The organism is Exiguobacterium sp. s160 (genome assembly GCF_018617575.1).
Classification (GTDB): Bacteria; Bacillota; Bacilli; order Exiguobacteriales; family Exiguobacteriaceae; genus Exiguobacterium; species Exiguobacterium aestuarii_A.
Genome location: NZ_JACSKK010000005.1, coordinates 25,048 through 38,107 on the forward strand (window position 1 = coordinate 25,048; position 13,060 = coordinate 38,107).

The window sequence follows — 13,060 nt, forward strand, 5'->3', positions numbered from 1 at the left end:
CTTTCTCAAAATAGCTAAGAATCAAGATAACATAGATTATTCATGCTGCATACAGCAAATATGCAGGAAATCCGATAAGTTTTTCATACAAAAACAAGCCGACCGAGGTCGGCTTGTTCGTATGAAGCAATTGGTCACGCTTTCACTGTTTCAATTGTAATCGATTCATTCGCAGGAACCGTTACTGCATTTCCATACACGTGAAGCGTTACATCTGTACCACCTGTTTGTTGGATTGTCACTTGTTCACGTGATGATGTGACCGTCAAGTGATGGCCACGCCAGAGCATGTTGAACGAATAACCGTTCCAGTCCTTCGGAATCATCGGGCTGAACGAGAGGTGATCCCCCTGGATGCGCATGCCTGCGAAACCATGAACGATGGACATCCATGAGCCGACCATCGACGTGATGTGCAGCCCGTCTTCTGTATCATTGTTGTAGTTGTCGAGGTCAAGACGTGCTGAACGTTGATACAATTCAACCGCTTTGTCCTCATACCCGACTTCTGCCGCAATGATCGAATAGACACATGGTGACAAGCTCGACTCATGAACCGTGCGTGGCTCATAGAAATCGAAGTTCGCACGTTTCTGTTCAAGCGTGAAGCGATCACCAAACGTGTAGAGTCCTTGAAGGACGTCCGCTTGTTTGATGAAGTTTGAGCGAAGGATGCGATCCCACGACCAGTTTTGGTTAAGTGGAAGGTGTTTCGGATCGAGGTCCTTCACCAAGATCTGCTCTTTATCCATGAAGCCATCCTGTTGCATGAAGACATCTGGCACGAGGTCATCTTTTGGATAGTACATCTTCGTTTGGATATCCGCCCACTTCGCAAGTTCAGCGTCTGTGATGCCAAGTGTCGACACGAGCTCTTCGAGACGTGCAGGTTCTGCTTCTTTCAAGTAGTTATACACTTCTTGCGTGTACTCGAGCGTCCACGCGGCAATCAAGTTCGTGTACCAGTTGTTGTTGACGTTATTGTCGTATTCGTTCGGACCTGTGACGCCTAGGATCATATACACGTCTTTGTGTGGCACAAAGTTGACGCGGCTAGCCCAGTAACGCGAGATTTCGACCAATACTTCAAGTCCATATTGTCCAAGGTAAGACTTGTCGCCTGTGAAGTTCGTGTAGTTGAAGATCGCATGGGCGATTGCACCGTTCCGGTGAATCTCTTCATGCGTGATCTCCCACTCGTTGTGACACTCTTCCCCGTTCATCGTGACCATCGGGTAAAGCGCACCTTCCATACCGACATTCTTCACAGCGTTCTCTTTTGCTTGTGGCAATTGATTGTGACGGTATTTGAGCAAGTTCCATGAGACCTCTGGTTTGGTCGTCGCCAAGTAGAAGTGGAGGCAATAGGCTTCCGTATCCCAATACGTCGCACCGCCGTACTTCTCGCCTGTGAATCCTTTCGGTCCGATGTTGAGACGCGAATCTTCACCTGTATACGTCTGATACATGTTGAAGATGTTGAAACGAATTCCTTGTTGCGCTTCGATATCTCCATCGATTCGAACGTCCGCATCTTCCCAGCGTGCAAGCCACGCTTCCGTCTGTTCAGTGAGAAGCGTTTCAAAGCCCTTTTCAAACGCCGCTTCGACGCGTGTCATCCCTGCAGATTGAAGGTCTTCAATCGCATGGTCGCGGTTCGTCACGACAGATACATATTTATAGGCTGTCGCTGTCTCGCCGGCAGTCACATTGACCGTGAATTTGTTCGCCACGAAGAGGTCTGTCGCTTCGAGCACTTCACAACGAGCGCCTTCTACGTCCGCAATCATCGATGCCGTGACGTGCCAATCGAGTTTTTTCGTCTTCGTCGTCACGAAACCGAAGCGTTCTTCGATGCCACGGTCGACCGGGAGCCAGAACTTCTCATCGTAGTTCGAATCTTCGTTCTCGACATCGCCGTCTAAGTATGGCGTGAACTCGATTTTCGCTTCGTAGTTCACCGGTGTGACGTTGTAACGAATCGCTAATACTTCTTTATCGACGATGGAGAAGAAACGGACGACTTCTACGTTTGTCTCTTCTGTCCCGTTCATCAATGTGAACGTCCGCGTGAGGACACCACGCTGCATATCCAATTCACGTGTAAAGTCCTTCACGTCCCATTTCGCCAAATCGACAGGTGTCCCATTAATCGCGACGCGTAGACCGATGACGTTTGTCGCATTCAATACTTTGGCAAAGTATTCAGGATATCCGTTCTTCCACCAACCGACACGTGTTTTGTCCGGGTAATAGACGCCCGCCACATAGAATCCTTGGTGCGTATCATTCGAGTAATCTTCCTCGAAATTTCCTCGCATTCCCATGTGCCCGTTTCCGAGCGATGTGATCGATTCAGCAAGACGGTTTTCTTTCGGGTGAAGACCTTCTTCTGTTACTTTCCATTCATCGACTGCAAACAATCGTTTCATCTGTCTGCCACTCCTTTTTCTCTACAAGGCTACCTTCGATGGACAACAAGTTCGTGCAACCGCTTGTCTATGAAAGCGCTGTATTTAATCTCACCTTTCATTTTACACAACTGAAGATAGAATGCAATCGTTTGCATAAAACTTTTTCTTTCTTTTTTTCGTCACATTTTTTAGAGAAAAAAACTGCCTCCCACGGAGACAGCCTAAATGGATCATCACTTTTGATTTTCTTCATCCTCACCGAACGCCGCATTCGCTTCGTGCCCTTCGAATAGAGCGCTCCGACCATCATTGAACCCCGTATCTGGTTCATCGATGACGAGCACATATCCACCTTGTTTCAATTGTGCATGTGCTTGCCCCACTTCATCATCTGAGATGCCTAAATCGTGTAGCGCCTGTTTCATATCTTTGCCCTGACTTGTATCGTCCTGAAGGTTGTCTAACCAAGACGCGTCACCGTTTTCCACGTTTACGTTCGTCTCATGTTTGAGCACATGGACAGCGTCTTCCTGTTCGGTCACGACATATAATTCTCCTTCATCATAACCATTTTCATTCAGTTCGTTAATTTTAGAAAGCAGGTTCTCTTTCGTATCGTATGTTCCGACAAATCGTTTTTCGCTCATCTCAATCCATCCTTTCAGTTTCAATCCGTTCGTGAGAAATGTTCCCTACTTCAGGTGACTTCAATCAACAGGATATGCAAAAGACGACCTCGCTCCTTGCGAGATCGTCTAGACGATTAAGAATTTGATTCGAGCGTCTCCGCTTTATTCTTTTTTTGTCCACATGATTGGCGGACGACCAAATAGTGTGGAACGATGACACGTTTTCCGTATGGTGGGGCATTATCGCTAATTTGTTCAATCAAGCAATTTGTCGCCTCAAAGCCGAGACCGAAAATGTTGATCTCGACCGAAGTGAGCGGCGGGTTCGAGTGTTCGGCGATATAGACGTTATTGAAACTGACGACAGCCACATCTTCAGGAATCTTGAGTCCCATTTCGCTGAGTGTACTGATGACCCCGAGTGCCATCATGTCATCACTGACGACGACAGCTGTCGGTGGCTCTTCATTTTGAAGCAGTTCACGGACGGCTTTTGCGCCACCTTTCGTCATGAACTCGGCCCGGGCAATATAGTCCTCACATACCGGGATGCCCGCTTCCATGAGTGCCGTCGCGTATCCGTTCCGGCGGTCTTGTGTCACGGCGAGTTTGTCCGATCCCCCGATGAAGGCGATGCGACGGTGACCTAGGTTATAGAGATGCTTCGTCACTTCGCGTCCGGCTAAATAGTTGTCCGTATCGACGTACGTAATCGAAGAAGCGTCCCCGAACGGCTTCCCGACCACGACGAACGGAAACTTCGTCTGACGTAGATATTGGACGACTTGGTCGTCTTCACGTGAATAGAGGACGATGACACCGTCGACACGGCGTCCTTGTACCATCTCGATCACACCCGACAATACCTCTTCTTCTGTCACACCGGTCGTCATATAGAGTGAATATCCGTTTTGGTGCGCCTTCGTACTGATTCCTCGCAACACTTCTGGGAAGAATGGGTTTTGAAGCGTCTTTGTTGCCGCGCTCGGCATGACGAGACCAATCGACTGTGTCGAGCGGTTGGCAAGACTTCTCGCATGAATGTTCGGATGGTAACCGAGCTCTTCCATCGAGCTTCTGACTCGTTCTTTTGTCTTCTGACTGATTCTTGGGCTGTTGGCGATGACTCGAGATACCGTCGACGGCGCGACGTTCGCGTGCTTCGCAACATCTTTAATTGTGATTTGCATGGTGTTCCCCCCTGCTTCCGTGAATTCAATTCGTGCCTTTCGGCGTGTCATATCTTTATTTGCGACGCTTCCACATGACCAAACCTGTCAAGAAAATCGGAATCGTGACGACGATCAACCCAATCATCCACGGATTTACCGATGACTCCTCAACGATGTAAGCGTTCGCACTTTCGCCAGATAGTTCAATTGTAAACGTTCCGCGTTGATCTGTGACCAGTTGTGAGAATAATAGACCACGAAGTCTTGTATCTTCCCCGATTTCACTGACCTCGATCTCAATCTCTCGATCCTCACTGTTCATGTTGATCGCATATAACGCGACGTCATCTCCGTCTTTCCGTTCGAAGACGGCCATTCCATCCTCCGATGCAATCATACGCTGTTCACCTGTCGCAAACACAGGATACTCTTCACGCATGCGGTTCATCGTTGCGACGTATTCGTGTAACTCTTCATTTCCCGGGAATTCAGTCATGACACGGTTCGCCGGGTCGGCTCCACCTGTCTGTGCATTTTCTGTCCCTTGGAAGACGATTGGCATACCCGGTGACGCATAGAGTGCGAACAACCCAAGACGTAACCGTCGTTCCGCCGATTCCACGCCGCCGAGTTCAGCCATATGCATGAACCGTTCGACATCATGGTTATCGAGGAACGTCGCCATCTGATTCGGGTCGTTAAAAAACGTTTCGGCATAGCTTGCGGCAACATCGATTTCATCGACGTTCGCCTGCTGTTGCGTCATCGTTTTTGATACCCGGTCGTAGAATGTAAAGTTCGTGATGCTGTTGAATCCAAGGTCGTCATATTGCGCGACATATTGTGGATCCGGATCAAACACTTCAGCGAGTAAGTAAAAGTCTGGGTCGACCGACCGAACACCTTCGATAAAGTCTTTCCAGAACGCCTTATCGACGTGACGGACCGTGTCGAGGCGATAGCCATCGATGTCCGTCTCTTCGATCCAGTACTTCGCCGCGTCGATCAAATACGATTTGACTTCCGGATCCTCTGTTTTAAAGTCCGGCAAATCGAATAACCAGTGTGTCTCGACTTGCTCCTGGTCTTTCCAGAACACGATCGGCAGCTGTTCGTGGAACCATTCCGGCTTTTCTTCCACCCACGGATGGTTCGGGCCGACGTGGTTGACAACGAAGTCGAGAATGACTTTCATGTCTCGTTTGTGTGCTTCCGCGACAAGTTCTTGTAAGTCCTCTTTCGTCCCGAATTGCGGGTCGATGTTATAAAAATCCTTAATCCAATACCCGTGATAGCCGTCCGGCATATTTTCAAAAACGGGTGTCAACCAAATCGATGTGAAACCGAGTGACTCGATATAATCGAGCTTTTCAATGACCCCACGGATGTCCCCGCCATGAAACGCTTTCGGATCATCTTTGTCGACTTGCTCATTGTTGTCCGGGTTCCCGTCAACAAATCGGTCGACCATAATAAAATACATGCGTTCTTGTTCCCAAGTAGCAGCTTCCTTTGCACCGACGACGGTCGGAAACAAAAGAAGCGACAGGAGCACGAGCACGACGCCTCGCCTCATATCGCTTCCTCCTTTTACGAGTATTATCCTTTCGTACCACCCGCTGTAAGGCCAGAAACGAAGTAGCGTTGGAACATGAAGAACAAGATGACGATCGGAAGGGCTGAAAGAACGGCACCCGCCGCGAATAACGTGAAGTTATTATCGAACTGTTTCGAGATCATGTTGTAAAGACCAACTGCCAATGTTTGTTTCTCTGGTGAACGAAGGACGAGCGATGCCAAGATAAAGTCGTTGAATGGTCCCATGAAGTTAAAGAGAGCAATCGTTGCGACAATCGGCTTCGCAAGCGGCAAGATGATTTGCCAGAAGATTCGGAGGTGACCTGCACCATCCATGCGGGCTGCTTCGTCAAGTTCTTTTGGAATCGTGTCGAAGTACCCTTTCGCCAAGTACGTGTTCATCGGAATCGCACCACCCGCATAGAGCAAGATGAGCGCTGTATGTGTGTCAAGAAGACCGAGCATGTTGAGCAATACATAAATCGCGATGATCGCAACGAACTGTGGCACCATCTGAAGGACGAGGAACAAGACGAGTGAGTTCTTGCGTCCGACGAAACGGTAGCGTGAGAAGACGTAACCAGTAATCGTCACCAAGACGACTGAGAGTGCCATAGTGATGAAAGCGATTTTCAACGTGTTCACATACCATAAACTATAATCCGAAATCGTTAGGTCAAACAAGTTTTTATAGTGAATAAACGTCGGGTTCGCTGGAATAATCGTTGACGTAATCGTACGCCCCGGGTTGAATGATGTACCGACAACCCAAAGCATCGGATAGAGAATGATGATCGACGCAAGCGTCAAGATGACATACGAGATCGCCAAATTGATTCGTTTTTGTTTTTTCATATCAGATCATATCCTCGTCTTTGAAAGATTTTGTCCGACGGAACTGGATCACGGCAAGTGTCATGATGAAGAATGACAAGATGAGTGTAATCGCAGCCGCAAGTCCGTATTGCGGGTTGGCACCGAGAGACAATTTGTAAATCCAAGAAATCAAGATGTCGGTACCGCCGGCCGTTTGTCCAGGTACAGCAGGGCCACCGCCATTAAAGAGATAGATGATGTTGAAGTTGTTGAAGTTGAACGTGAACTGCGTGATCAAGATCGGTGCAGTTGCGAACAAGAGCATCGGCAATGTGATCAAGCGGAACTTATCAAAGATGGTCGCTCCGTCAATCGTTGCCGCTTCATACAAGTCACCAGGAATCGATTGAAGGACCCCTGTCATGAGCGTCATGATGAACGGGAATCCGAGCCACCATTGAATGAGAACGAGTGCTGTTCGTGTAGCTGTCGGATCGGTCATCCAGTTGACTGGGTCAAGACCGAGTGCCGGCAAGATTGTCGTATTGAACACCCCGAACGATTCGTTGAACATCGAACGGAAGATCAAGATTGTGATGAATGCCGGAACTGCCCAAGACAAAATCAAGATTGAGCGGAACAAGCGACGGAAACGAAGTCCTTCTTGGTTCAAGAGTACCGCAAGGAAGATCCCGATTGCGATGACACCTGTCGTTGAAGCGACTGTCCAGACAAGCGTCCAGCCGAGTACCCCGACGAACGTGTCACGGAAGATATCGATTTCAAAAATACGCGTGAAGTTCTCGAATCCGACCCATTCGACGAGTTTCGCTGGTGGTGCGTTGTTGTAGCGATAGTTCGTGAAGGCAATCAAGAACGTAAAGATCAATGGAAGAATAACTGTAAACACTAACAAAATGAGTGATGGGATTAACATCAAGTATGGGAATCCATGGTCACGCAAGTTGCGAAGTTGCATTTGGAACGATGGAAGGTTTAGATGCTGATCACGAGCGCGACCGACACGATAGGCGTCACGAATGTTCCAAACATAGAACGCGATTCCGAAGAAAAGTAAAATTAACGCGACAATCCCCTCGACCATCAAAAAGATGGAGTGGTCGTTACGAGGTCCTGGCACTTCACCAAGCGTGATCAATCCCCAAAGTCCTCCACGGTCACCTGGTCCTGCGCCCGCCCCTTTGAAAAATAGATCATAGTTAACAGCAAAATAAGATACGACGATGATAAAGAACGCTACCGCCTTCGCGTATTGTTTGTTATATACCTGTCCGAGTCCCGGAATGATGGAAAGTAGTCCCGCGTTCCGAGCATGGTTTGTAGGCTTGTCCGGGCGTTGGTCCGGTGTTTTAGGGTTCGCAATTGCAGCCATCCTCAGTTTCTCCTTTCGATTTGAGCAAATCAATCAAGCAAACGTTTGCTCAATGTTAGAAAATGAGGGGGAACGCCATGTGGCGCACCCCGTCATTTCAATTCCTTATTGGTTGTTTGCTTGGATTTGTTGTTCGATGACTTTCACTGCATCGTCTGCAGATTTTTGTGCATCTTGTTTACCAGTCGCTACAAGCTGAAGTGCTTGTGCCATTGGCTCCCAAACTTGTCCCATTTCAGGAATGTTCGGCATTGGGATTGCGTTTGTCGCTTGGTCGAATACCGCTTTCGCAACTTCGTTCGACGTGATTGTTTCGTTCGACTCGAGTGCTGCTACTGGTGGGATCTCGTTGTATGCTTCAAACATTGCCAATGCGTTTTCTTCATTCGTCAACTCTTGAAGGAACATTTCAGCCCACTCTTGGTTTTCTGTGTAAGCTGAAAGGGCATATGTTTTCACACCCATGAACGTCTTGATTGGCTCACCGTTCGGAAGTGTTGGCATTGGAGCCGCTCCGAGGTTCACGCCTGCATCTGTGTAACCAGCTACAGCCCATGGTCCGTTCATGACTGAGTGAGCTTTCTTCTCAGTGAAGAGTTGGTCCATTGCCTGGCCGCCAGGTTCTCCGACCAATCCTTTAGGGAAGAGACCTTCTTGATACCATTTACCGATGTATTCGAATCCTTCAACCGCGCCTTCGTTGTTCAAACCGATGTCAGATGGGTCGAGTGCGCCACCGTCTTCTTTGAACACGTATCCGCCGAATCCAGCGATAACACCGTGTGCGAAGTAGAAGTTATCCCAAAGTGCGAGGAATCCGTACTCGCCGTCAGCTTTCACATCGTTTGACAACTTGTAGAGGTCGTCCATTGATGCTGGAGCTTCAGCCATCAAATCTTTGTTGTACATGAGAACTGGTGTCTCAACTGATTTTGGATATCCATAAGCTTGACCATCGAACATGACAGCTGATTTCGCAGCGTCTGTGAATGCGTCAAGTGATCCTTCGTCAGCGATTGGAGCCAAGTGACCTTGGTCAGCGATTGTACCGATTTGGTCGTGTGGTACGAGAACGATGTCTGGACCTTTACCAGCTGGACCGTCAAGCGCAAGCTTGTCTTTTTGGTCTGTCATCTGTACTTCGACGACTTCAACTTTTACGCCATGCTCTTCTTCGAACGCCTTCGCAACTTCTTTCGTTGTTTCAGACTTTTCGATGTCTTCCCAGATGACGATCTTTTCAGGTTTGTTCTCGCTTGAAGAACCACCTTCGTTAGAAGATCCGTTGTCTGTTCCGCCACCACATGCAGCAAGTGCACCGAATGCGAATACTGCTGTTGAAAGTCCTGCTACCATTTTTTTCATCTTCATGATGAAAAACCTCCCCAAGGAAATAGTATGGTCAGATTTGCGCAATCGCACGACCACGTCAATTTTAAAACTCCGCTACGAAATTGACACGGTAGTGAAAACGTTTGCATCCTCACCTCAATTTTTATTATACAGTTGTGAAAGCGTTTTACAAGTCTTTTTTTACACTTTTTTTACGTCTGTTGACCCATTTATGTAATTTATAAAATTTTGTTCTCAAATCTTCACTTTTTATGAGTTTCAGCAATTGACAAAATGTAAACGCTTTATTACCCTTTGCTTGAGCAAACGTTTTCGCAACACCTATTCTCTTTGATTCACAGTGTTGTAAAATGATGTCATCCCCCTTAAAGAAAGGAATGTTTTCCTTATGATGAAAGAAGCGATTTATCATCGTGCCATGTCCCCGTTCGTTTACAAATATGACCGTGAGACGATCCACATCCGTTTTCATACGAAACGTGGAGATATTGAATCGGTCGATTTGATTTGGAACGACCCTTATGATTGGCATTCTGAAGACCCGGCCATGTGGAATTTTGACCCGGACAAGCCGAGCTACTGGCGTACATACGAGACTCCAATGGAGAAAATCGGTTTTGACGACGCCTATGACTACTGGTTCATCGCCATCAAGCCGCCGTTCCGTCGCCTTCGCTACGGATTCCGTTTGAATGATGGACAAGAGACGGCCGTCTATACCGAAAAAGGATGGTTCGAAGAAAAACCGCTCGATGATACGGGATATTACTTCTGTGTCCCGTTTATCAATCCGATTGATATCTTCCACGCACCGTCTTGGGTGAAGGACACGGTTTGGTATCAAATCTTCCCGGATCGCTTCGCCAATGGAGATGCTTCACTTAATCCAGAAGAGACACTGCCATGGAACTCGACAGAGCCGACAATCACAAACTTCTTCGGTGGGGATTTCCAAGGGGTGATCGACCATATCGACCACTTGGTCGAACTCGGGATTACTGGAATCTATTTCTGCCCAATCTTTAAAGCGACGACGAACCATAAGTACGATACGCTCGACTATATGGAAATCGATCCACAGTTCGGGACAAAAGAGAAATTTAAAGAACTGGTCGACCTCTTGCACGAGAATGGCATCAAGGTCATGCTCGACGCCGTCTTCAACCATATCGGATATCACCATCCATGGTTCCAAGATGTCGTCGAGAACGGTCCGTCTTCTGAGTATCGAGATTGGTTCTATCTTCGCGATTTCCCGGTCGTCACAGAACCGAAGCCGAACTATGATACGTTCGCATTCGAGAAGAACATGCCGAAGATCAATACGGAGCATCCAGAGTTAAAAGCTTACTTATTAGATGTCGCCCGTTACTGGGTCGAAGAGTTTGGTATCGACGGATGGCGCTTAGACGTCGCCAACGAAGTCGACCATGCATTCTGGCGTGACTTCCGTAAGGCAGTCAAGCAAGCGAACCCGGAAGCCTACATCCTCGGGGAGATTTGGCACGATTCACAACCTTGGCTACAAGGGGATCAGTTCGATGCCGTCATGAACTATCCGTTCACGAACGCAAGCTTGAACTATTTCGCACTCGACCGGACGACGGCTTCTGAGTTCCGCAACGAATTGACGCGCGTCGAGATGATGAACACGATGAATGTCAACGAAGTCACATTCAACTTGATCGACTCACATGATACGCCACGCGCGTTGACGCGGGCGAAAGGTCATAAAGGCAAGTTCAAGCTATTGATGACGTCGATGCTCACGTACACAGGTAGCCCATGTATTTACTACGGGGATGAAATCGGACTCGAGGGAGAACAAGACCCGGGTTGCCGTCGCTGTATGCCATGGGACGAAGCCGAAGAAGACCGTAACCTCTTCCGTTACATTCAAAAGCTCATCCAGCTACGGAAAGACCATCCCGTACTCGCGAACGCCGGTTCGTATCGCTTCAACTTGGTCGACGACGCCAACAATGCCGTCATCATCGAGCGATGCACGAAAGATGAGACGTACTTGGTCTACTTCAACAACTCGGACTCTACTTCGAAACTAAGTCCGCTTGGTTATCGTGGCGCCGCCTACGACTTGTTACACGACCGCGATCTCGAGTCACTCGAAATCGAATTGGCACCATTTAGTGCAGCTATTCTGAAATTGAAATAATTTCGAAAATCACCTGATTGCTTCGGGTGATTTTTTTGTTGAAAATAATTTAGCAAACCCCTTTCTTTTTCATTTCATAAGGAGTAAGATGACCTTTGACATTTTTATAAAACAAATAGTTAACAGAAAGAATTATAGAGAAAAGGGAGAATACACTACATGCAGACGAAACAAACGGAACAGCTCACCCTGTTCAAACTGTCGTGGCCGATTTTTATCGAACTTGCCCTCCACATGGGGACCGGGATCATCGCCACATTGATGCTCGCACATTACTCAGACGCCGCCGCTTCGGCCGTCGGGGTTGCCAACCAAATCTTAAACGTGTTCTTGATTGTCTTCAGTGTGACGTCTGTCGGGGCGACCATCTTGATCGGTCAAGCGATTGGCGCACAACGCATGAAGAAGAGTCGTGACTTTGCCCGCTCCGCCGTCAGTTTGAATATGTGGCTCGGTGCAATCATGGTCGTCGTCATCTTCTTGTTCGGCGAAACGTTTTTACGCCTGTTCGGTCTATCGGACGAACTGTTTGCACACGGGCTGTTGTTCCTGCAAATCGTCGGCTTGTCGTTATTCACCGAAGCACTCATCATGGCGCTCAGCTCGATTCTACGAAGTCACGGCATGACGAAACATGCCATGCTCGCGACGCTTCTGATTGATATCATCACTGCTGTTGGTGCCATCTTTGCCGTTACCGGCTGGTTCGGACTTCCGGTCACTGGCGTTGCCGGTGTCGCTTGGGCCATCGTGATCGCACGATTCGCCGCCATGGTACTGTTGTTCTGGCTCGTCAAACGGAAGCTTATGATCCGCTTCCCATTAAAAGAAGTGATTCGTCCGAAGAAAGACGACATCCAGTCGCTCCTTCAAATCGGTGTCCCTTCTGCCGGAGAGAACTTGTCTTATCAAGCTTCACAAATCATCATCACCGGTTTCATCGCGACGATGGGAGAAGCTTCCCTCGCCGCACGAGTATACGTCATGAACTTGTCAATGCTCGCCTTCTTGTTCACCGTCGCCGTCGCACAAGGGACACAGCTCTTGATTGCGCGAGATATCGGGGGCAAACGTTTCAAAGAGGCGTATCATCGCGCCGTCAAGACATTGAAGATTGCCATGTTCGCCTCGTTCGTCGCCTCTCTCGGATTGGCGGTATTCAGCGAGTCGCTACTCGGTCTCTTCACATCAAACCCTGACATCATCGCGGTCGGAGTGCCAATTTTATGGGCAACGCTCATTTTAGAGCCAGGTCGCGCCATGAACATCGTCTTGATGGGATCGTTGAAGTCCGTTGGGGACGTCCGTTTCCCGGTCATGATCGGAATCGCCTCAATGTGGGGCGTCGCCGTAGCGTTCAGCTACTTGTTCGGTCTTCAAATGGGGCTCGGCATCCTCGGGATTTGGCTCGCCTTCTCTCTCGATGAGTGGTTCCGCGGTTTCTTCGCGTTCCGCCGTTGGAAGTACGGAACGTGGCAACAAAAAGGATTCCAGTTCGAAGCCAAATCAACCACGTAAAAAAGCGGCCGCGG

9 protein-coding genes are annotated in these 13,060 nt (G+C 48.5%); 2 read left to right on the plus strand and 7 right to left on the minus strand.

Features of this window, described 5'->3' with window-relative positions:
* Window positions 1-134 precede the first annotated feature (134 nt).
* From KNO86_RS10825 to KNO86_RS10855, 7 genes are all read right to left on the minus strand, one after another.
* Window positions 135-2,432: a glycoside hydrolase family 65 protein gene (locus tag KNO86_RS10825; RefSeq protein ID WP_214696106.1), complete on the minus strand. Its 2,298-nt coding sequence runs from the start codon at window positions 2,430-2,432 to the stop codon at window positions 135-137.
* 215 nt (window positions 2,433-2,647) lie between these two features.
* The gene (locus tag KNO86_RS10830) at window positions 2,648-3,061 is read right to left on the minus strand and encodes a YflT domain-containing protein (protein WP_214696108.1); all 414 of its coding nucleotides are present in this window, start codon (window positions 3,059-3,061) and stop codon (window positions 2,648-2,650) included.
* Between the two features lie 116 nt (window positions 3,062-3,177).
* Window positions 3,178-4,233: a LacI family DNA-binding transcriptional regulator gene (locus KNO86_RS10835; RefSeq protein WP_214696110.1), complete on the minus strand. Its 1,056-nt coding sequence runs from the start codon at window positions 4,231-4,233 to the stop codon at window positions 3,178-3,180.
* 55 nt (window positions 4,234-4,288) lie between these two features.
* Window positions 4,289-5,791 carry an alpha-amylase family glycosyl hydrolase gene (locus KNO86_RS10840; RefSeq protein WP_214696111.1) on the minus strand — a complete coding sequence of 501 codons (1,503 nt, stop codon included), beginning with the start codon at window positions 5,789-5,791 and terminating at the stop codon, window positions 4,289-4,291.
* Between the two features lie 23 nt (window positions 5,792-5,814).
* The gene (locus tag KNO86_RS10845; protein ID WP_214696113.1) at window positions 5,815-6,648 is read right to left on the minus strand and encodes a sugar ABC transporter permease; all 834 of its coding nucleotides are present in this window, start codon (window positions 6,646-6,648) and stop codon (window positions 5,815-5,817) included.
* 1 nt (window position 6,649) lies between these two features.
* Window positions 6,650-8,002, minus strand: coding sequence for a sugar ABC transporter permease (locus tag KNO86_RS10850; RefSeq protein ID WP_214696115.1), 1,353 nt, complete (start codon window positions 8,000-8,002; stop codon window positions 6,650-6,652).
* 105 nt (window positions 8,003-8,107) lie between these two features.
* Window positions 8,108-9,373, minus strand: coding sequence for an extracellular solute-binding protein (locus KNO86_RS10855; RefSeq protein WP_214696117.1), 1,266 nt, complete (start codon window positions 9,371-9,373; stop codon window positions 8,108-8,110).
* A gap of 370 nt (window positions 9,374-9,743) precedes the next feature.
* On the opposite strand from KNO86_RS10855, the gene KNO86_RS10860 reads away from it, so the two are divergent.
* Both KNO86_RS10860 and KNO86_RS10865 read left to right on the plus strand, forming a co-directional pair.
* Window positions 9,744-11,528, plus strand: a complete 1,785-nt coding sequence (locus KNO86_RS10860; protein ID WP_214696119.1) for a glycoside hydrolase family 13 protein — start codon at window positions 9,744-9,746, stop codon at window positions 11,526-11,528.
* Window positions 11,529-11,687: 159 nt separating this feature from the next.
* A complete protein-coding gene (locus KNO86_RS10865) occupies window positions 11,688-13,046 on the plus strand; it encodes an MATE family efflux transporter (RefSeq protein ID WP_196431464.1) in 1,359 nt (452 codons plus the stop codon).
* Window positions 13,047-13,060: the final 14 nt, after the last annotated feature.

Coding starts and splice junctions, on each gene's coding strand:
- KNO86_RS10825 (WP_214696106.1), bottom strand. CDS start 2,432: ATGAAACGATTGTTTGCAGTCGATGAATGGAAAGTAACAGAAGAAGGT.
- KNO86_RS10830 (WP_214696108.1), bottom strand. CDS start 3,061: ATGAGCGAAAAACGATTTGTCGGAACATACGATACGAAAGAGAACCTG.
- KNO86_RS10835 (WP_214696110.1), bottom strand. CDS start 4,233: ATGCAAATCACAATTAAAGATGTTGCGAAGCACGCGAACGTCGCGCCG.
- KNO86_RS10840 (WP_214696111.1), bottom strand. CDS start 5,791: ATGAGGCGAGGCGTCGTGCTCGTGCTCCTGTCGCTTCTTTTGTTTCCG.
- KNO86_RS10845 (WP_214696113.1), bottom strand. CDS start 6,648: ATGAAAAAACAAAAACGAATCAATTTGGCGATCTCGTATGTCATCTTG.
- KNO86_RS10850 (WP_214696115.1), bottom strand. CDS start 8,002: ATGGCTGCAATTGCGAACCCTAAAACACCGGACCAACGCCCGGACAAG.
- KNO86_RS10855 (WP_214696117.1), bottom strand. CDS start 9,373: ATGAAGATGAAAAAAATGGTAGCAGGACTTTCAACAGCAGTATTCGCA.
- KNO86_RS10860 (WP_214696119.1), top strand. CDS start 9,744: ATGATGAAAGAAGCGATTTATCATCGTGCCATGTCCCCGTTCGTTTAC.
- KNO86_RS10865 (WP_196431464.1), top strand. CDS start 11,688: ATGCAGACGAAACAAACGGAACAGCTCACCCTGTTCAAACTGTCGTGG.